The sequence below is a fragment of the Demequina sp. NBRC 110052 genome, assembly GCF_002090075.1.
Lineage (GTDB): Bacteria > Actinomycetota > Actinomycetes > Actinomycetales > Demequinaceae > Demequina.
Genome location: NZ_BBRI01000003.1, coordinates 108,162 through 127,596, shown reverse-complemented (window position 1 = coordinate 127,596; position 19,435 = coordinate 108,162). Strand labels below are relative to the sequence as shown.

General features: G+C 69.6%; 14 protein-coding genes and 1 tRNA gene. 10 read left to right on the top strand and 5 right to left on the bottom strand.

From position 1 onward, the window contains the following. Positions 1–76: 76 nt before the first annotated feature. The 5 genes from B7K21_RS08010 to B7K21_RS07990 all read right to left on the bottom strand — a co-directional run bounded on the left by B7K21_RS08010 (position 77) and on the right by B7K21_RS07990 (position 4,430). Positions 77–688 carry a TetR/AcrR family transcriptional regulator gene (locus B7K21_RS08010; protein WP_084074933.1) on the bottom strand — a complete coding sequence of 204 codons (612 nt, stop codon included), beginning with the start codon at positions 686–688 and terminating at the stop codon, positions 77–79. 29 nt (positions 689–717) lie between these two features. Next, a complete protein-coding gene (pntB, locus tag B7K21_RS08005) occupies positions 718–2,127 on the bottom strand; it encodes a Re/Si-specific NAD(P)(+) transhydrogenase subunit beta (protein ID WP_084074932.1) in 1,410 nt (469 codons plus the stop codon). Then, positions 2,127–3,680, bottom strand: a complete 1,554-nt coding sequence (locus tag B7K21_RS08000; protein WP_084074931.1) for a Re/Si-specific NAD(P)(+) transhydrogenase subunit alpha — start codon at positions 3,678–3,680, stop codon at positions 2,127–2,129. The genes pntB and B7K21_RS08000 overlap by 1 nt, the downstream gene beginning before the upstream one ends. 220 nt (positions 3,681–3,900) lie before the next feature. Further along, positions 3,901–4,272: a VOC family protein gene (locus B7K21_RS07995; protein ID WP_084074930.1), complete on the bottom strand. Its 372-nt coding sequence runs from the start codon at positions 4,270–4,272 to the stop codon at positions 3,901–3,903. An 81-nt stretch (positions 4,273–4,353) separates the two neighbouring features. Next, positions 4,354–4,430: transfer RNA gene (locus tag B7K21_RS07990), tRNA-Arg, on the bottom strand. 324 nt (positions 4,431–4,754) lie between these two features. Between B7K21_RS07990 and B7K21_RS07985 the strand changes: the two genes are divergently transcribed. From B7K21_RS07985 to B7K21_RS07945, 10 genes are all read left to right on the top strand, one after another. Continuing rightward, positions 4,755–5,759 carry an ABC transporter substrate-binding protein gene (locus tag B7K21_RS07985; protein ID WP_084074929.1) on the top strand — a complete coding sequence of 335 codons (1,005 nt, stop codon included), beginning with the start codon at positions 4,755–4,757 and terminating at the stop codon, positions 5,757–5,759. Positions 5,760–5,859: 100 nt separating this feature from the next. Then, entirely contained in the window at positions 5,860–7,395 is a 1,536-nt protein-coding gene (locus B7K21_RS07980; protein WP_084074928.1) for a sugar ABC transporter ATP-binding protein, read from the top strand. Next, on the top strand, positions 7,392–8,444 hold the full coding sequence (locus tag B7K21_RS07975) for an ABC transporter permease (RefSeq protein WP_084074927.1): 1,053 nt from the start codon (positions 7,392–7,394) through the stop codon (positions 8,442–8,444). The genes B7K21_RS07980 and B7K21_RS07975 overlap by 4 nt, the downstream gene beginning before the upstream one ends. Next, positions 8,441–9,475 (top strand): sugar ABC transporter permease YjfF, encoded by a 1,035-nt coding sequence (locus B7K21_RS07970; RefSeq protein WP_084074926.1) that lies wholly within the window; start codon positions 8,441–8,443, stop codon positions 9,473–9,475. The genes B7K21_RS07975 and B7K21_RS07970 overlap by 4 nt, the downstream gene beginning before the upstream one ends. A gap of 50 nt (positions 9,476–9,525) precedes the next feature. After that, positions 9,526–11,046 (top strand): sugar ABC transporter ATP-binding protein, encoded by a 1,521-nt coding sequence (locus B7K21_RS07965; RefSeq protein ID WP_084074925.1) that lies wholly within the window; start codon positions 9,526–9,528, stop codon positions 11,044–11,046. Between the two features lie 4 nt (positions 11,047–11,050). Beyond that, positions 11,051–12,058 carry a LacI family DNA-binding transcriptional regulator gene (locus B7K21_RS07960; protein ID WP_084074924.1) on the top strand — a complete coding sequence of 336 codons (1,008 nt, stop codon included), beginning with the start codon at positions 11,051–11,053 and terminating at the stop codon, positions 12,056–12,058. 35 nt (positions 12,059–12,093) lie between these two features. Further along, the gene (locus tag B7K21_RS12455) at positions 12,094–13,683 is read left to right on the top strand and encodes a GTPase domain-containing protein (protein WP_144016135.1); all 1,590 of its coding nucleotides are present in this window, start codon (positions 12,094–12,096) and stop codon (positions 13,681–13,683) included. Beyond that, complete coding sequence (locus B7K21_RS07955) at positions 13,680–14,993, top strand: GTPase (RefSeq protein WP_144016134.1); 1,314 nt, start codon at positions 13,680–13,682, stop codon at positions 14,991–14,993. Before B7K21_RS12455 ends, B7K21_RS07955 begins: the two co-directional genes overlap by 4 nt. A gap of 222 nt (positions 14,994–15,215) precedes the next feature. Then, positions 15,216–16,757: an Ig-like domain-containing protein gene (locus B7K21_RS07950; protein ID WP_084074922.1), complete on the top strand. Its 1,542-nt coding sequence runs from the start codon at positions 15,216–15,218 to the stop codon at positions 16,755–16,757. Positions 16,758–16,789: 32 nt separating this feature from the next. Further along, positions 16,790–19,354, top strand: coding sequence for a LamG-like jellyroll fold domain-containing protein (locus B7K21_RS07945; RefSeq protein ID WP_084074921.1), 2,565 nt, complete (start codon positions 16,790–16,792; stop codon positions 19,352–19,354). The last annotated feature ends 81 nt before the right edge of the window (positions 19,355–19,435 follow it).

Sequence of the window (19,435 nt, the reverse complement as noted above, 5' to 3'; positions counted from 1 at the left end):
CGCAGATCTGAAGCGGTGCGAACCCTCGTCCTCCGGTGACCGGCGAGGGCAGGGGTGCCCGCCGCGTCGGCCCTGCTCAGGCGCCGATGCTGTCCGCGAGCGTGAACCAGTAGCGCGGGGTGGCCTCGATGATCGCCTCGACCGCGAAGGAGGCGTCGCGCGGCTCCGGGGAGAGGAGCCAGGCCCGCAGCGCGCCGACGAGGCCATGACTGGTGAACGCGGCCTCCATGGCGAGCCTCGTGCGGTCGTCCGTGCTGAGCTCATCGAGGGGGCGCACGCCCGCCGCGAACGCGAGCAGCGTCGCCTCGAAGTGGCGCGACAGAATCGACGCGAGCGCGGTGCCGTGACCCTCGGGAGTGGGCGTGAGACCGGTGCGGTAGACCCGTTCGTGCGTGAGCACGTGCGAGATCAGCGCGTGCTCGGAGGCTCGCCACGATGCCATCAGATCGGTGGTGTCGCTCACGGCCTCGAGGAACTCGCGGCGCACCTGGTCGAGGCCGGTCTCGACGGCGCGCGCAAGCAACTGCTCGGGGGAGTCGGCGTGGTTGTAGAACGTGGCGCGCGTGACGCCCGCCGCGCGCGCGATGTCAGCCACCGCGAGCGACTCCACGGGCCGCTCGGCAGCGAGCGCGAGCACGGCCGCTCGCAACGCCTCGGAGCTGCGCACGAAGCGCGGATCATCGCTCATGTGCACACCCTAGCGGCGCTCCGGCATTCTTAGGCGTGCGCGCCCTCGGCGGAACGCACCTCGGTGAGGATCTCCTCGACCTTGGTCTTTGCGTCACCGAACAGCATCGCCGAGTTCTCGCGGAAGAACAGCGGGTTCTGCACTCCTGCGTAGCCAGTGGCCATGGAGCGCTTGAAGACGATGCACTGCTTGGCCTTCCACACCTCGAGCACGGGCATGCCGGCGAGCGGCGAGCCCGGGTCCTCGAGCGCGGACGGGTTGACGACGTCGTTCGCTCCGATCACGAGCACCACGTCCGTCTCGGGGAAGTCATCGTTGATCTCGTCCATCTCGAGCACGATGTCGTACGGCACCTTCGCCTCGGCGAGCAGCACGTTCATGTGTCCGGGCAGGCGCCCCGCGACGGGGTGCACGCCGAACCTCACCTCGACGCCGTGCGCACGCAGGTTCGCCACGAGGTCCGCGACGGGGTACTGCGCCTTGGCCACCGCCATGCCGTAGCCGGGAACGATGATCACGGACTTCGCCTCGGTGAGCAGCTGGGCCACCTCGGGCACCTGCACCTCGGTGTGCTCACCCTGCTCGGCGTCGCCGGAGGACGTGCCGCTCTCGGTCCCGAATCCGCCCAGGATGACCGAGATGAACGCGCGGTTCATGGCCTTGCACATGAGGTAGGACAGGATCGCACCCGAGGATCCGACGAGCGCGCCGGTGACGATGAGCAGGTCGTTGCTGAGCATCAGGCCTGCCGCGGCGGCGGCCCAGCCGGAGTACGAGTTCAGCATGGACACGACCACGGGCATGTCGCCGCCGCCGATCGCGGCGACGAGGTGGAAGCCGAGCAGCAGCGCGATCGCAGTCATGATCAGCACCGGCACGATGCTGTCGGTCGCCATGTAGACGAACATGAGTCCGACGCTGACGACGATCGCGCCGAGGTTCAGCCAGTTGCGGCCAGGCAGGGTCAGCGGGCTGGACTTCATGCGCGCGGAGAGCTTGAGGAACGCGACGATCGATCCGGTGAGGGTGACGGCGCCGATGAAGATGCCGAGGAAGACCTCGATCTGGTGGATCGCGTCGGCGTGGGTGGCGGTGAGGTGCGAGTTGAAGCCCACCAGCACCGCGGCCGCGCCCACGAAGCTGTGGAGCATGGCGATGAGTTCGGGCATCTGCGTCATCTCGACGGTGCGTGCCCGCCAGATGCCCACGCCTGCGCCGATGGCGAACACGCACGCGATCAACAGCGCCGTGACCAGCACGGAGCGCTCCGACACGTCGAGGGAGAGGATGACCGTGGCGGCCAGCGCGAGACCCATCCCGACCATGCCGAGCATGTTGCCGCGTCGGGCAGTCTCCTGCTTGGACAGGCCCGCGAGGGACAGGACGAAGAGGACGGCTGCCACGACGTAGGTGGCCTGGGCGAGCGAGGTGAGGGTCATCACGCGTCCTTCCTGAACATGCCGAGCATCCGGTACGTCACCAGGAAGCCTCCGAAGATGTTGATGCTGGCGACCGCCGCGGCGACGAACGCGAGCGTGGACACCAGCGCGTCGGACGAGCCGATCTGCAGGAGCGCGCCGACCAGGATGATGCCGGAGATCGCGTTGGTCTGGCTCATGAGCGGCGTGTGCAGCGAGTGCTTGACGTTGCTGATGACGTAGAAGCCGACGATCACGGCGAGGGCGAACACCGTGAGGTGCTGCACCGTCGCGGAGTCGGCGAACGACAGCAGCAGGAGCGAGGCGACGGCGCCGAGCCCGTACAGGATGTTGCGCCGCTTGGACTTGCGATCCGCCTCCTCGGCTGCGGCAGCGGCCTTCGCCGCGAGCTCCTCGTCGGAGGGCCCCGCGGGCGCCGGGGGAGCGGCGGAGACCGAGACGGGCGGCGGCGGCCACAGGATCTCGCCGGCATGTGCGACGGTCATGCCGCGCTGCACCACGTCCTCGAGGTCGAGCGTGAGCTCACCGTCCTTGCCTGGGGTGAGCAGCTCCATGAGGTGCACGATGTTGGTGCCCAGCAGCGTGGACGTGTGGCGCGGCATGCGGCTCGTGAGGTCGGTGTAGCCGACGATCGTGACCTCGTTGTCGGAGGTGACGGTCTTGCCAGGCACGGTGAGCTCGCAGTTGCCGCCGCCCGAGGCCGCGAGGTCCACCACCACAGAGCCGGGCCGCATCGACGCGACCATCGCGGCGGTGATGGTGGTGGGAGCAGAGCCGCGCACGAGCGCGGTGGTGATCACCACGTCGGCGTTCGCGGCCTCCTTGGCGTACACGTCCATCGCCGCCGCCTGCTGCTCTGCGGTGAGGGGCTTCGCGTAGCCGTCGGCGCTGATCTCCTGCTGCGCCTCGGGGGCGACGACGAACTCGCCGCCCATCGAGCCGATCTGCTCCGCAACCTCAGGCCGGACATCGAACGCGCGCACCTGGGCGCCGAGCGAGGCCGCCGCGCCGATCGCCGCAAGGCCCGCGACGCCAGCGCCGATGACGAACACCTTGGCCGGCGCGGTCTTGCCCGCCGCCGTCACTTGGCCCGTGAACATGCCGCCGTAGACCTCGGCCGCCTCGATCACCGCGCGGTAGCCCGCGACGTTGGACATGGTGGACAGCACGTCGATCGACTGTGCGCGGGAGATGCGCGGCACTGCGTCGAGCGCGAGGGCCGTGACGCCCTTCTTCGCGAGCGTCCCGACCAGCTTCTCGTTGGACTGCGGCGCCATCGTGGCGACGAGGGTCGCTCCCTCGCGCAGCAGCTTGATCTGCGCGGGCTTGGGCGCGTTGACGCACGTGACGATGTCAGCGCCCCACGCATCGGCCGCGTCGACCAGCGTCGCGCCAGCGGCCTGGTACTGCTCGTCGAGGAAGCTCGCCTGCGTGCCTGCGCCCGCCTCGACGGCGACCTCGTAGCCCAGCTTGATGAGCTTCTCGACTGACGCCGGGCTCGCGGCGACCAGCCGCTCTCCGGCGCGGGTCTCCCGAGGGACACCGATTCTCATGCGCGGTCCTTGTCCGCCGCCCCAGGCGGACCGCCGTGCGGCGGCACGCGGGTCCGGGGCGACCTTGCTGAGTCGGGCGGCCGTCGCGCCGGGGGAGCGCGGGCCGTCTGTGGACTTCCGTCGCTCGCACCCTATCCAAGTGGACAGGTCCCCGACGTGGTACCTAAGGCCCGGTGTGCACGTCGTCACCGCGATTGCCCGACGCTGCGGCCAGCTGCATTCAGGCCTCGCCGACGTCGGTGGTGCCCTCGTACAGGCCGATGACGTTGCCGTCGGGGTCGGCGAACGCCGCCCACCAGCTCGTGTCGGAGATCGGGTCCTTCGGGATCAGCACGATCACCCCGCGCTCGACCGCGGCCGCGAGCGTGGCGTCTATGGAGTCGACCTCCACGTAGCTGCGCGGCTGCGAGAAGCCCTCGGACCGAGGAGCGAGCCCGCCGCCGCTGATCTCGTTCGGCGCCTGCCACATGGGGTAGCCCTCGAAGCCGGGCGGCGCCGCGATCTGCCAGCCGAACAGCGCGGCGTAGAACTCCTTCGCCGCGTCGATGTCCGCGACGGGGATGTCGATGTGGGTGATGTCGCCGTGAGCCATGACGCCTCCTCGAGCGGCCGGCTCCGGGGCGGGCCGGTCCACGGCACGATCGTCGTACGGCCGGCGCGGCTCGGCAAGAGGTGGCGCCCCCGGCAGGATTCGAACCTGCGACCAACGGATTAGAAGTCCGACGCTCTATCCAGCTGAGCTACGGGGGCGGGCGCGCTCGTGCGCGGCACCAGCGTATCCAAGTGCGCGGGGCGCTCAGGCGCCTCCCGCGCGTGTGAGAGTCGTCGCGCGCGGGAGGAGGGCGCTTGGGTGCGCGTGGCCGGAAAATTGTGAGCACTCACATTTGCGACGTGGGCGGATACCGGTTCGACGCCCGCGTGTGCGTGTGCCGTTACAGAAACGTGACCTGTGAGCAGTTGATAGCGCTCACATTGTGAGCGCTAATATGCGAGTACACGGTGTCATCGACGACGCCGTGGATCATCGCTCTCGATCCGGCAACGTCGCCGGAACGGAACAAGGAGGTTCTGAGCATGAAGAAGCGTTTCCTGTCCACCCTCGCGTTCACTGCCACGGCAGCGCTCGCACTTGCCGCTTGCTCGAGCGGCTCTGACGGCGGCACCGACGCAGGCACCGACGGAGGCTCCGACGGAGGCTCCAGCGGCGACGTCATCACCGTCGGCTTCGCCCAGACCGGCTCGGAGAGCGGCTGGCGCTCGGCCAACACCGAGTCCATGAAGACGGCGTTCTCCGCAGAGAACGGCTTCGACCTGGTCTTCAACGCTGCGGACAACGACCCCGCCGCACAGATCCAGGCAGTCCGTAGCTTCATCAACCAGGGCGTCGACGCCATCGTCATCGCTCCCATCGTCGAGGACGGCTGGGACGACGTGCTGCAGGAGGCCAAGGACGCGGGCATCCCCGTCATCCTCGAGGACCGTACCGTCACCGCCAGTGACGACCTCTACGCCTCGTGGGTCGGCCTCGACTTCGAGCTCGAGGGCCAGAAGGCCGGCGAGTGGGCCGCGGCGGAGTTCACGGAGCCGACCAACATGGTCGTCCTCGAGGGCACCACGGGCTCGGCTCCTGCGAACGACCGTGCCACCGGCTTCGACAACGCCATCGCAGGCTCGTCCATCACCAAGCTCGACTCGCAGACGGGTGACTTCACCCGCGACGGCGGCAAGACGGTGATGGAGGGCTTCCTGCAGAAGTACGGCGTCGACGAGATCGACCTGGTCTACGCGCACAACGACGACATGGCGCTCGGCGCCATCGAGGCGATCGAGGCTGCCGGTGCTGAGCCGGGCGTCGACATCAAGATCGTGTCGATCGACGCCGTGCGTGACGGCATGCAGGCTCTTGCCGACGGCAAGATCAACTACATCGTCGAGTGCAACCCGCTCCTGGGCGAGAAGGCGGCCGAGCTGGTGAAGGCCGTGCTTGCTGGCGACGACGTCGACAAGCGCACCATCGTCGAGGACCAGGCGTTCGACCAGGCCGCTGCTGAGGCAGCCCTGCCGGACCGCAAGTACTGATCTCCTCCAGAGACAGCCAGTGACGGCGCTGGCCCGCCGGGGACTCACCTCTCCAGGTCCCCGGCGGGCCGGCCCACTCGACCAGAAAGCTGCACATCACATGACCGCGGACAATGACGTCCCCCCGATCGTCGAGATGCGGGGAATCACCATCCGGTTCCCAGGCGTCCTCGCGCTCGACGGCGTCGACTTCACGCTCCGACCCGGCGAGGTGCACTCGCTCATGGGCGAGAACGGAGCCGGCAAGTCCACGCTGATCAAGGCGCTCACCGGCGTCTACTCCATCGACTCCGGCACCATCGTGGTCGGCGGTGAGCGTCGCGCATTCGCGACGGCCGCGGACGCGCAGGAGGCCGGCATCTCCACGGTGTACCAGGAGGTCAATCTCTGCGAGAACCTCACCGTGGGCGAGAACGTCATGCTCGGTCACGAGCCGCGCGTCGGCGGCGTGATCGACTGGCGCGCGACCCACGAGGCCGCGACCCACCACCTCGACAGCCTTGGACTGCGCATCGATCCGCGCTCGCGCCTCTCGAGCCACTCGATCGCCATCCAGCAACTCGTCGCGATCAGCCGCGCGATGGTGCTCGAGTCCAAGGTGCTCGTGCTCGACGAGCCCACCTCCAGCCTGGACCGCGGCGAGGTCGAGCGACTCTTCGACGTCATCCGCGGCCTGCGGGACAAGGGCGTCGCCATTCTCTTCGTCTCCCACTTCCTGGAGCAGGTGTACGAGATCTCCGACCGCATCACCGTGCTGCGCAACGGCGCGCTCGTCGGTGAGCATCCCATCGCGGAGCTCCCGCGCGACGCCCTGGTGACCAAGATGATCGGCCGCGAGCTCGACGACCTCGCGACGCTGTCGAGCTCGGCGCACCGCGACATCGACCGCACCGGCACGCCCGTCGTCAAGGCGAGCGGCCTGGGCAAGCGAGGGATCCTCGAGCCCGCTGACCTCGAGGTGTACCCGGGCGAGGTCGTCGGCCTCGCCGGCCTCCTCGGGTCAGGACGGACCGAGTTGGTCCGCCTGCTCTATGGTGCCGATCGGGCCGACGAGGGCTCGATGGAGATCCACGGGCAGCACGCGAAGGTGCACTCCCCGCGCCACGCCATCGACCACCGGATCGCCTTCTCGTCTGAGAACCGACGCGAGGAGGGCCTCGTCCCCGACCTGACCGTCGCAGAGAACATCGTGCTCGGCATGCAGGCCCGCCAGGGGTGGGTGCGGCGCCTGGGCAAGGCAGAGTCCGATGCGGTCGTCCACGGATGGATCGAGGCGCTCGGCGTCCGCCCCGCGAACCCGCACGCGCTCGTCGGCAACCTGTCCGGGGGCAACCAGCAGAAGGTGCTGCTCGCACGCTGGCTTGCCACCGCACCCGAACTCCTCGTGCTCGACGAGCCCACTCGCGGCATCGACGTCGGCGCGAAGGCCGACATCCAGCGCAAGGTGTCCGAGCTGTCCGCCGACGGACTCGCCGTCGTGTTCATCTCCTCCGAGCTCGAGGAAGTGCTTCGATTGGCACAGAGGATCGCCGTGATGCGCGACCGTCGCAAGATCGGGGAGCTCGAGTCCGCCGACGTCGACATCGACGGCCTCATCGACTACATCGCCAACGAGGGCGAGGGGAGCGCAGCATGAACCGCATCTACAAGCATCGGCTCTTCTGGCCGGTGCTCTCGCTCCTGGTGCTCATCGTGGTCAACACGATCGCGCGCCCCCAGTTCATCGAGATCACGCTGCAGGACGGCCGTCTGTACGGTGCGTTGATCGACATCCTGCGCAACAGCGCTCCGCTGATGCTGGTCGCGCTGGGCATGACCATCGTCATCGCTACCCGCGGCATCGACCTCTCCGTCGGCGCCGTGATGGCCGTCTCCGGCGCGGTCGCGCTCACGATCATCGACAGGTCTGGGTCCCCTGGCGCCGTCGGGACCGTGTTCGTGGCAGTGATCGTCGCGATCCTCGTGTCGCTCGTGCTCGGAGCATGGAACGGGTTCCTGGTTTCCGTGCTCAAGATCCAACCGATCATCGCGACCCTGGTGCTGATGCTCGCGGGCCGCGGCGTCGCGCTGCTCATCACCGGCGGCTTCATCACCACCGTGAACTCGGAGCCGTTCGCGTTCATCGCGAGCGGATACGTGCTGCTGCTTCCCGTCGCCTTCTTCATCTCGATCGCGGCGATCGCCGCCGTCGCCCTTGTGGAGCGACGCACGGCGCTGGGCGTGCTCACCGAGTCGGTCGGCATCAATCCCGAGGCGAGCAGGCTCGCGGGCGTGCGCTCGCGCGGCATCATCTGGGGGGCCTACATGGTCTCGGGCACGCTCGCGGGCGCGGCCGGAGTCATCTACGCGTCCAACATCAAGGCGGCTGACGCGAACGCGGCGGGACTGTTCATCGAGCTGTACGCGATCCTCGCGGTCGTGCTCGGTGGCACGTCGCTCGCTGGAGGGAAGTTCTCCATCGCCGGCACCGTGATCGGCGTGTTCATCATCCAGACGCTCGAGTCGACGATCCTCTTCCTCGGAGTGCCGTCCGCGCAGAGCCCCGTGTTCTTCGCGGTGGTCGTGGTGGTGGTCGTGGTCGCACAGTCGCAGCGCATGCGAGGGGCGATCGCGCGAGTCGGTGACGCATTCAGGAAGCAGGACGCGCCCGAGCGCGACGACGAGAAGGTGGAGGTGGCGCGATGACCGCGACGATGACCCGCAGCGAGGGTCGCAGCGAGAAGCGCACCGGCGCCTCCGTGTCCGTCCAGGGATTCTTCACGCGGCACTCCGCGCTGATGCCCACGTTCGCCGCACTCGCGATCCTCCTGCTGCTGTTCGCCGGCGCGGAGGCGTTCCTCAGGGGCGACTTCATCACGCCGCGCAACATCTCGGCACTGCTGCTCGACAACGCGTATTTGCTGATCCTCGCGGTCGGCATGACGTTCGTGATCGTCACCGGAGGCATCGACCTCTCGGTGGGCTCGGTGATGGCCTTCACAGGAATCCTCGGCGCCAAGCTGCTTGCGGAGGGAATGCCCGTCGCGATCGCGATCCCGGTGATCCTCGCGGGCGGCGCGGTGATCGGTCTGATCATCGGCGTGCTCGTCCAGTACTTCAACGTGCAGCCGTTCATCGCCTCTCTCGCGGGACTGTTCCTCGCCCGCGGCCTCGCGTTCGTGGTGAGCCTGTCGTCGATCAAGGTCGAGGAGCCGGCGATCCTGTGGCTGCAGTCCACGCGTTTCAGCGTGGGCGGCTGGTACATCACGCCCACGGGCATCATCGCGCTGCTCGCCGTGGCGGTCGCTGCCTTCGTCATGCACCTGACCCGCATGGGTCGCACCGTGTATGCGATCGGTGGCTCCGAGAGCTCCGCCCGGCTCATGGGTCTCAAGGTCGCGCGCACCAAGGTGATGGTCTACGTCATCTCGGGCTTCTGCGCCGGACTCGCGGGCCTGGTGCTCACCGCATACTCGGGTGCGGGCTATCCCCGCAACGGCATCGGCACGGAGCTCGACGCGATCGCCGCCGTCGTGATCGGCGGCACACTCCTCACGGGAGGTCGCGGCTACGTGATCGGCTCGATGATCGGCGTGTTCGTCTACGGCACGATCAAGACGATCATCACGTTCATGGGCGCCGAGCAGTCGTGGATGCAGATCATCGTCGGAGCGCTGCTACTGCTGTTCATCGTGGTGCAGCGCGCGATCGTCGCACGCTCGGAGGGTCGAGGCTGACCGCCGCGTCGGTCACGGGTGTGCCTGGTCCTCCCCCCGATAATGGGGGCGTGGACCAGGCACATCCGCTTCTCGAGCTCACCGGTGCGACGGTGCGCTTCGGCGCGGACGCGGCGCTGCGGGATGTCAGCCTCAGGCTCTTTCCCGGTGAGGTCCACTCGCTCATGGGTGAGAACGGCGCGGGCAAGTCGACGCTGATCAAGGCCGTCACGGGCGCGCTGCGGATGGATGAGGGCGAGCTGCGGCTCGACGGCGAGCGCGTGGAGTTTGCGACGCCGCACGAGGCGCAGCGCGCCGGCATCAGCACGGTGTATCAGGAGATCGAGCTCCTGCCGAACCTCTCGGTCGCAGAGAACATCTTCATCGGCCGCGACGTGGGTCGCTCGGGCCTCGTGAGCCGCGGCGAGATGGTCGCGCGGGCGCGCGAGGTGCTGGGCGGGCTCGGTCTCACCGACGTCGATCCGCGCGCGCTCCTCGGCTCGCACTCGGTCGCTGTGCAGCAGCTCGTCGCCATCGCGCGCGCCGTCACGGCGGACGTGAGGGTGCTGGTGCTCGACGAGCCGACCTCGAGCCTCGACGTCGATGAGGTCGCCGAGCTGTTCCGCGTGATCCGCGAGCTGCAGTCCCGCGGCGTCGCGATCCTGTTCGTGTCGCACTTCATCGAGCAGGTCTACGAGATCTGCGACCGCATCACGGTGCTCCGCGACGGCGTGCTCGTGGGGGAGTACCTCACGCGCGAGCTGCTCCGCATCGATCTGGTGCACAAGATGCTCGGTCACGACGCCACCGCGCACCGCGAGCGCGAGAATCCGAGCGCGGACAGGCCCGAAGGCGAGGTTCTGCTGAGCGCCAGGGGGCTGCGCGTCGGGCAGTCGCTCGAGGCCGCGGACGTCGATCTCGGCAAAGGGGAGGTGCTGGGGGTCGCCGGCCTGCTGGGCTCGGGCCGGACGTCGCTCGCGCGGGCGCTCACGGGCGTCGCAAGGGCCGACGCGGGGATCATCCGCATCGAGGAGCATGCGGTCGATCTCGACTCGCCTCGGCGCGCGATCACTCTCGGCGTCGTGTACTCGTCGGAGAACCGACTGCGGGACGGCATCGTCGCCGAGCTCTCGGTGCTCGAGAACATCACGCTCGCGCTGCAGGCCGAGCGCGGTGCGCTCAAACCCATTCCGATGGACAGGCGTCGCGAGCTCGCGCAGAGCTGGGTCGATGCGCTGGACATTCGACCCGCCGACCTTGACCGGCCTGCGGGGCTGCTGTCGGGCGGCAATCAGCAGAAGGTGCTCCTGGCGCGTCTGCTCGCGCTGTCGCCGCGGCTGCTCGTGCTCGACGAGCCCACCCGCGGCATCGATGTGGGGGCGAAGGTCGAGGTGCAGAACCTCGTGGGCGAGCTCGCTGACAACGGCGTCTCCGTCGTGTTCATCTCCGCCGAGCTCGAAGAGGTCATGCGGGTCGGGGATCGGGTGGCGGTGCTGCGTGACGGGCGCATCGTCGACACCCTCGCCTCCGGCGAGCTCACGGCCGACGCGCTGCTCGCCCTGGTCGCGCAGCCCGAGGACGAAGGGGAGTAGGCGCGTGGCGGAGGAGCGCAACGGCAAGGCCGCGAACATCTTCGATGTGGCGCGCCTCGCGGGCGTGTCCCACCAGACCGTGTCGCGCGTCCTGAACGGCCTGCCGAACGTGCGCCCCGCCACCAAGGAGCGCGTCGAGAAGGCGATCGCGCAGCTCGACTACAGTCCGTCGCCGGCTGCCCGCGCGCTCGTGACCCGCCGCACGCGCACGATCGGCCTCATCATGCCCAACAACGTCGACTACGGGCCGGCGTCCATCGCGATGCAGGTCAACATCGCGGCGCGCGAGGCTCGCTACAGCGTGGATGCGGTGTCCGTCGCGAGCGACGACGGGCCCGCGGTGCGCGCGAGCATCGAGGCGCTCCTGCGGCAGCGGGTCGACGCCGTCGTGGTCGTCGTGGCGCACGATGCCGCGCTCGAGGTGGTCAACTCGATCGACGTCTCGATCCCCCTCGTCGCCTCCGCCTCCGCGCCACGGCGCGGGCCGCGCCTGGTCGCGATCGATCAGTACCGCGGCGCGCGCAGCGCGGTCACGCATCTCGCCGAGCTGGGATACGAGCGCATCCTCCACCTCGCCGGGCCCGAGCATGCGCCCGACGCGTCGGAGAGGGTGCGCGGATGGCGCGACGAGCTCGGCGCTCGCAGGCTCGAGGTGATCGAGCCGACGCACGGCGACTGGTCCGCCGCGAGCGGTCACCGCATCGGCGGGGAGCTCGAGATCACGCCGGGCACGGCCGTCTTCGTGGGCAACGACCACATGGCGATCGGCCTGCTGTCAGCGCTGCGCCAGCGCGGACTGCGCGTCCCTGACGACGTGTCCATCGTCGGCTTCGATGACATCCCCGAGGCGGGCTTCCTGTATCCGCCGCTGACGACCGTGAGGCAGGACTTCGCGGCGTTGGGCCGCAGCATCGTGCAGAAGGCGCTCGTCGATCTGGAGGAGGGCGAGCAGTCAACCGTGGAGACGCCGCTGCCGACCAGCCTCATCGTGAGGGAGTCCACGGGACGGTAGCCTGGGACCATGATGCTTAGGCGGGGATACCAGGCATGAGCATCCGGCCGATCAAGACGTGGTCGTACCCCGGTGCGCTCCTGGACGCTCTCGTCGACACGCGCAGGGTCGTGGCGACGACGGAGCTGCCTTTGCCGACCGGTCACGCGGGCGAGTCGGGCGAGCTCATGGAGCACATGCTCGACCAGCTGGACCACCATCTGATCCCGCGCGTGCGCGAAGAGGCGTCGCCCGCGATCGTGGTCGTGGCCGGCTCTACCGGGGCCGGCAAGTCGACCGTGGTGAACGCCCTCATGGGAGCCGAGCTCACCGCGTCGGGCGTGCTGCGTCCCACGACGAAGGTGCCGCACCTGTTCCACCACCCCCTCGACACTCAGCTGCTCACCGAGGTGGAGCGCCGCGCGAAGGTGATCTCGACCGAGGAGGTGCCGCGCGGTCTCGCGATCGTCGACAGCCCCGACATCGACTCCGTGTCCGGCGAGAACCGCGACGTCGCGCACGAGCTGCTCGAGACGGCAGACCTGTGGCTCTTCGTCACTACTGCCGCGCGCTACGGTGACGCCGTGCCGTGGGAGGCGCTGCGCAGGGGAGCAGAGCGCGGCGCGTCGATCGCGGTCGTGCTCAACCGTGTCACCGCGGATGTGGCCGCGCAGGTGCGCCGCGATCTCGTGGACAGGCTCCAGGCCGAGGGGCTCGAGGGGCTCCCGCTGTTCGTCATCCCCGAGGACCCGGACGGCCGCGGCTCGGTGCCGCGTGATGTGGTCGGCTCGCTCGCGCGCTGGCTCGAGTCCGTCGCCGCCGCCTCGGCCGAGTCCATCGTGGAGCGAACGCTGCACGGCGCCGCAGAGTCCCTCAAGGAGTGGCTCGAGCGGCTCGCCGAGATCATGGACGACCAGTCCGCCGCCGCGAAGGACGTCCGAGCCGAGGTGCGCCGCTGCGCTGCCCAGGCCGAGGCGCGCGGCGGCGACGAGTGGTACCTCGGAGTGCCCACGTCGTCGCTGCAGGCGCGATGGCAGCGCGCTGCCAGCGAGGGTGGCCCGCTGTTCCGCCTGCGCCGCTCCATGTGGACCAAGCGCCGGCTCGCGCGCGAGGAGCGCGAGGAGGTGCTCGACGCCGTCCGCAAGGAGATCGTCGAGGCCGTCGAGGCGCACCTGGTCCTCGCCGCGTCGGACGCGTCCGACGCGATGGTGAACGCCCTCACCGAGGCCGGCAGCGGTCCCGGCCCGTGGCTCGCCGCGCAGCGCGACCCCCGCACCGCACGCGAGGTGCGCGAACGCAACGCGGCCGACGCGGTGCGCAGCTGGCTCGCGCGCGTCGACGAGCTCGCCGCCTCCCTTCCCGGAGCCGAGCGCGCCGCCGAGCTGCTCGGCTCGCAGGGGGTCTCCACGTGCCTCGCCTCGGTGGCGCTCGGCATCGAGCCTGCGCGCACGTTCCTGACCGTGGTCGTCTCTGGTTCCGTGTCCGACGCGGCGACCGAGGCACGCGCCGAGCTCACCTCCGCGCGCAGATACGTGATCAACCGGGAGGCGCTCGACATGATGAAGCCCACCGACGTCACGTCCCTGCTTCCCGAGGCCTCCGCCAAGGTGCGCCTGCGACGCGCCGAGCTCAGAGGCCTGCTGTGAGCCCCACCTTCCGCGAGCTGGAGCCCCGCACCGAGACGACGCGGCTGCGCGAGCGGCTCGACCGCCTGCGCGCCTCCATGGAGTGGGCGTCCGACGCGATCCCGCGCGACGTGCGCGCCGAAGTGCGCGAGACCATCGGCCGCTGCGACGAGCGACTCTCTCTGGGGGTCGACTGGACCATCGTCGCGCTCGCGGGCGGCACCGGCTCGGGGAAGTCCAGCCTGTTCAACGCCATCACCGGCTCCGATTTTGCCGTGCCGGGCGTGACGCGACCCACGACGTCCCACGCGTCGTCGGCCTCGTGGTCGCGCGGCTCCGGCGGGCTGCTCGACTGGCTGGGGGTGCAGGATGAGCACCGCTTCGAAGTGCCGCACGCGCCCGAGGCGCTCGCGGGCTTGGTCCTCATCGACCTGCCCGACCACGACTCGATCAACGTCGCCAACCGCGACGTCGCCGACCGCATCGTGCCGCTCGCGGACCTGCTCGTGTGGGTCGTCGACCCGCAGAAGTACGCCGACCACGCGCTGCACTCCGCGTACCTGCAGGTGGCTTCCGTGCACGGGCAGCCGTCGCTCGTGGCGCTCAACCACACGGACCGCCTCTCCGACGAGGACACGATGGCGATCGTCCAGGACCTGCAGCGCCTGCTCGGCGAGGACGGCCTCGTGGAGGTGCCTGTGATCCCCGTCAGCGCACGCACGGGACGCGGGCTCGACAACCTGCGCGCCGAGCTCGCAGGCGCCGTCGAGTCCCGCACCGTCGCGTCGGAGGCCGTGCGCGCCGACCTGGTATCCGCAGGCAAGGCTCTGGCTCGTGCGCTCGCGAAGGACGCCGAGCCCACGATGCCCGACCCGGCCGAGATCGTCGGGTCGCTCGCGCGCCTTGCCGGCATCGACGCGCGCGCCGAGGCGGCCGCCGCTGTCGCTGCGGGGCGCGCCCACGCCATCCCCTCGCTCGAGCCGATCTCGCTCGCGTCAGTCGAGCGCGAGCGGCTCGACTGGGTCGACGCCGCCACGGACGGGCTGCCGCTCACGTGGCGTCGCGTCCTGACTGACACCATCGCGACCGGCGAGGAGCTCACCGCATCCCTCAACGAGGAGCTCGCGGCGATCGAGTGGCCCGAGGTGACCGCTCCCTCTGGCTGGCGTGCGCGCCTGAGCCGTGGACTGCGCGGAGGCGCCGAGTCGAAGGCGGTCGCGGCGATTGGCCGCGAGGCGGTCGCGCGCGTGGTGCGCCGCTCACTGCACGACCCGACGCTGATGATCCACCAGGCCTACCGCAACCTCGACGAGCTCACCGAACTCGACTGAGCCTCCTCGCCCGACAGTTCGTGCGGCGGACGCGACAACGTTCCCACTGGCCACCGGACCGTCACCCGCTAGACATCTGACCAGCACCGTGCCGTCACCTGCGCGACCTAGAGTCACCGCGTCTGCGTGGGGGCGGCAATGTCTTGGAGAGACATCTGATCTCTCGCGCCCCTTCGCAGTGGCGCGCCCCTTCCCCCGGGGCGGCGGAAAGGGACGGAAACGATGGCTTGGAAGAGACCTGGTCTCAGGGCAGGCGCCGCCGCTGCGCTGACCGCGATGGCGCTCACAGCGGGAGTCGGCGCGATGGTGCACGCCGCCGGAGCAGGCGGACTGCTGCCGCAGGGCGAGCAGCTCACTGGCGAGCTCATCGGCGCACCGACGCCGGTGCTGCTGGAGAGCGCATATGCCACGGGAAAGGTGGCAACGATCATCGGGGACGCGGCGCCCGTCGAGAGCCGCACGATCGCGGACGACGCCGCTGGCGTGCTCGCGCAGACCGTATGGATGTACCCCGTCGTCGGTGCTGACGACACCTTCGTGCTCGCGGCCGGCGACGGCGAGGTCCTCAGCCGCCAGGACGGCTCACGCATGGTCGAGCTGCTCGACATCACCGGCGACGAGGCCGCCGAATCCGGCCTGTCCACCTGGATCCAGGGGGCCAACGGCTCGTCGGCCAAGTTCCTCAACGTCGCACCGTTCGACGGCATCATCCAAGCGCTCGACCTCTACGACTGGGATACCAGCGAGAACGCTGACGTCAATACGTGGGACGACAGCGGTGCGGCAGTGCAGTCATGGACCGTGCACAGCTTCGACGCGCAGACCGACACCGTCGGTTCCCTCGTCGAGCCCGGTACCGTCCCGGACGTCCCGACCACAGCGACAGCCACCTACAGCTGGGGGATGACTACCGAGCTTGTCGGCATCGACTGGACAATGCCCGAAGCGACGGTATGGGACGCGGACGGCGTGGTCGAGTTCACGGGCACCGCGCCCGGTGCCTTCGGCGAGACCGTCACGGTCGAGGCCTCCTACCGGGTCGGCACCGTGGGCGACGCGGTCGACAGCACACTCGACACGTACGTCGGAGTGACCGTGAGCCAGCTGAGGATGGCGGCGCCGCGCACCGTCGAGCGGCCCATCTCGGGCTCGACGCTCACGGTGACCGCAGACGTCACCTGGGATTGGGCGAGCGTGTCCGATGCCGACTTCTCGTCCGTCGGCGAGGTGCGGATCCCCGCCGTCGAGGGCACTGGCTTCGCCGCCACCCTCGTGGTCACCGTGGCCGAGGCCGAGCCGGTCAACCTGCTGCGCTCCGGTGTGGCCTTCCACGCGATCGCGGAGGTCGGCAGCGGCGTCGGCGGCCTCACGGACGGCAGCCGCACCTCGGGAGGACTGTACGACTGGCGAAGCGGAGGCGCGGGCAACCGTGCGAACCCCAACCTCGTCACGTTCTACCTGGACGTCCCGCAGCAGATCACCGGCGCGGGCGTCTACGCCCTCGTCGATGACCCCCAGAACCGCAACGTCGGCGCCGTGACCGTGCAGTACCGCGACCTCATCGGCGGCTGGTACGACCTGCCGATCGCCGACGGCGCCTGGCCCCTCGCCAACGAGGGCGCGGGGCTCTCGCTCGAGGTCGAGGCCGCTGAGCCCGTCGTCGCGACCGCCGTGCGCGTCCGCTTCTGGAACAAGTCGAACGACACGTGGATGGGCCTCAGCGAGATCGAGATCCTCGGTCCGCGATCCGCCCAGGCCCGTTGACCCGGCTCCGTCACCTACGAGAGAGACCCCTGATGACTTCGCGCTTCACCAGATCCGCCGCGGCCGCCGCGGCGTTGCTCGCGGGCGCCGTGGTGCTCGCGCCGACCGCCGCCTCCGCGACCAGCGCTGCCACCGCGTCCGCCCCCGCGGCGCCCGAGGAGCCGGCCGCCACGTCGAGCTTCACGCTGCCCGTGCTGCCGGACACCCAGTTCTACTCGCGCTACAGCGCGTCGCAGTTCTACCCGCAGTACGGCACCAACCCGTTCGAGGTGCAGACCCAGTGGCTCGTCGACCACCAGGACGAGCTCGACATCCCCTTCGTCGTGCACGTTGGCGACGTCGTCGACCAGGAATGGGTCGGCGGCGAGTGGGACGCCGCAGTCAAGGCCATGAACATCCTGACCGACGGCGGACTCACCTACTCGGTGCTCCCGGGCAACCACGACGTCGCGGACATGGGGGCCCGCTCATCCGTCGGCAACTCGTGGCAGTACCTGCAGCGCTTCGGTGCGAGCCAGCTGCAGGCGCAGGGCGGCGATGCGCTGCTCGGTACCTTCCAGGAGGGGCTCTCGTCCGCCTACCTGTTCGAGGCCGAGGGTCACGAGTGGATCTCGCTCGCGATCGCCTGGAACGCGTCCGACGACACCTTCGCGTGGGCTCAGGGCATCCTGGACGCGCACCCGAACACGCCCGTCGTGCTGTCCTCCCACGCCATCATCAACATCGCCGAGGATCAGGTATCGCCTGCGTACTGGTGGTGGGGCGACAACCTGTGGGAGAACCTCATCCGCGGCAACGACCAGATCATCGTGACCCTCAACGGGCACTTCCACGGCTCCACGATGCAGCAACGCACCAACGATGCCGGCAACCCCGTCTACCAGATCCTCACCGACGCGCAGATGGCCGCTGACGGGGGCAACGGCATCATGACGATGCTCGAGTTCGACCTCACCCACGACCGCATCGACGTCGAGACCATCTCGCCGTGGGTGACGGTCAAGAAGCCCGAGGCGCGCGCATCGAGCGACACGCCCGTGCTTGACGGCACCTGGCAGTCCTTCTCAGTCGACATGGACTTCGGTGCGCGCTTCGGTTGGTCCGATCAGGCTGTTGCCGACGGCCCTGACCTCTCCGAGCTGGCGAAGACGCTCGTCTCCGCAGGCTGGGACGGCGAGGGCTCCGGCAGCGCCATCGAGGCCGCAGGCGCGCGTGAGGACTACATCCAGGTCGACGGCACCATCGCGCACTGGCGCTTCGGAGGCCTCGCGGAGGGTGTCGTGGACGAGAGCGTGGAGATCCCCGACGTCGCAGGCGCCTCGCCGATGCGCCGCAGCCCGATCGACGCCACCGACGCTCCCGACGAGGTGGAGGACGTGACGATCACCCACGACGACGTCCCGTTCTACTCCTCCGACGCTGGCGCCATCTGCTTCGACAACGTCTCCCGCAACGCGCAGGGAGGGGAGCGACTCGCCTACGTCTCCACCGAGTTCGGCGCGCCGGCCACCTTCGCCGAACTCGACGCCGGGTCCGGATACACGATCGAGACGTTCCTCAAGCTCGACGCCGACTGGGCCGAGGGCGACAACCGGTGGGGCGCGGCGCTCACCCGCGGCGGAGCTCGATCATGGATCGGCATCAACGACTCGGCAGACCCCGGCGCGGGCGCCTCGTGGCTCGGCATCTCGAGTCTGCGCGAGTACCAGTTCTCCGCAGGCGACAGCACCTCCGGCAACTCGTACACCCTGTGGTCGGGCGAGATCATGCCCACCGCGTGGCACCACGTGGCGATCGTCAACGATCCCGTGGACCGCACCGCGATCATGTACGTCGACGGCGTGCCCGTGCTGCGCAACGCCTCGAACGTGGCCGGCATGATGGCGGCCGACTACATGCCCTGGGTCATCGGCACGTCCACGTGGAACACCGAGCCTGATCACGGCTGGTTCGGATGCGTCGGCGAGACGCGCATCGTCGATCATGCGCTGACGGCGGACGAGTTCCTGACGGCCCGCGCCGACCTCGACGCGACGGGCGAGCACTTCTCGGTCGACGACGCGCCCTCGGGCGAGCTTCCCGCCGGCACCGAGATCGCGCAGCTGTCCGGCACCGGCTACCCGGGTGCGGCTGTGCGTGTCGAGGTGACCGATGCTGTGGGCGCCGGAGCAGGCATCCTCACCGCGCCCACCGTCGGCACGGTGCTCGGCACCGCGACGGTTGCTCCGAACGGCACGTGGTCCATGTCGCTCGCGACCCCCGTGGCCGGCTCCGGTGCGCATCTGCTCAACCTCGTACAGAGCATCGGTACGCGCGACGGAGCGCCGGGGTCCCTCGTCTTCAGCATCGCGGCGCCGTCTGAGCCAGGAACGGGCGGCGGCGAACCTGGTGGAGGCGGCGATGGCGGTTCCGGAGGCGGCAGTGCCGGCGACGGTCCCGATGGCGGCGGCGCAGACGGCGCCGTGGGCGGAGACCTCCCGCGCACGGGAGTGGACGACACCGTGTGGGCCACGCTGCTGATCTCGGGTGTGCTGATCGGAGCAGGTGGATTGGCCCTGTACGGGCTGCGACGCTCGCAGAAGGCGCGGCTCTCGTGAGTCTCTAGCGCTCAGCGACGGTGCGGGGTCCTACGTGTTCGCCGGGGCCCCGCACCGAACGTCGTCCCCAGCCCCGCGCGC

What these genes read in the sequence shown, in the direction of transcription:
- B7K21_RS08010 (WP_084074933.1), bottom strand. Translation starts at nt 688, where the DNA reads ATGAGCGATGATCCGCGCTTCGTGCGCAGCTCCGAGGCGTTGCGAGCG.
- pntB (WP_084074932.1), bottom strand. Translation starts at nt 2,127, where the DNA reads ATGACCCTCACCTCGCTCGCCCAGGCCACCTACGTCGTGGCAGCCGTC.
- B7K21_RS08000 (WP_084074931.1), bottom strand. Translation starts at nt 3,680, where the DNA reads ATGAGAATCGGTGTCCCTCGGGAGACCCGCGCCGGAGAGCGGCTGGTC.
- B7K21_RS07995 (WP_084074930.1), bottom strand. Translation starts at nt 4,272, where the DNA reads ATGGCTCACGGCGACATCACCCACATCGACATCCCCGTCGCGGACATC.
- B7K21_RS07985 (WP_084074929.1), top strand. Translation starts at nt 4,755, where the DNA reads ATGAAGAAGCGTTTCCTGTCCACCCTCGCGTTCACTGCCACGGCAGCG.
- B7K21_RS07980 (WP_084074928.1), top strand. Translation starts at nt 5,860, where the DNA reads ATGACCGCGGACAATGACGTCCCCCCGATCGTCGAGATGCGGGGAATC.
- B7K21_RS07975 (WP_084074927.1), top strand. Translation starts at nt 7,392, where the DNA reads ATGAACCGCATCTACAAGCATCGGCTCTTCTGGCCGGTGCTCTCGCTC.
- B7K21_RS07970 (WP_084074926.1), top strand. Translation starts at nt 8,441, where the DNA reads ATGACCGCGACGATGACCCGCAGCGAGGGTCGCAGCGAGAAGCGCACC.
- B7K21_RS12455 (WP_144016135.1), top strand. Translation starts at nt 12,094, where the DNA reads ATGAGCATCCGGCCGATCAAGACGTGGTCGTACCCCGGTGCGCTCCTG.
- B7K21_RS07950 (WP_084074922.1), top strand. Translation starts at nt 15,216, where the DNA reads ATGGCTTGGAAGAGACCTGGTCTCAGGGCAGGCGCCGCCGCTGCGCTG.
- B7K21_RS07945 (WP_084074921.1), top strand. Translation starts at nt 16,790, where the DNA reads ATGACTTCGCGCTTCACCAGATCCGCCGCGGCCGCCGCGGCGTTGCTC.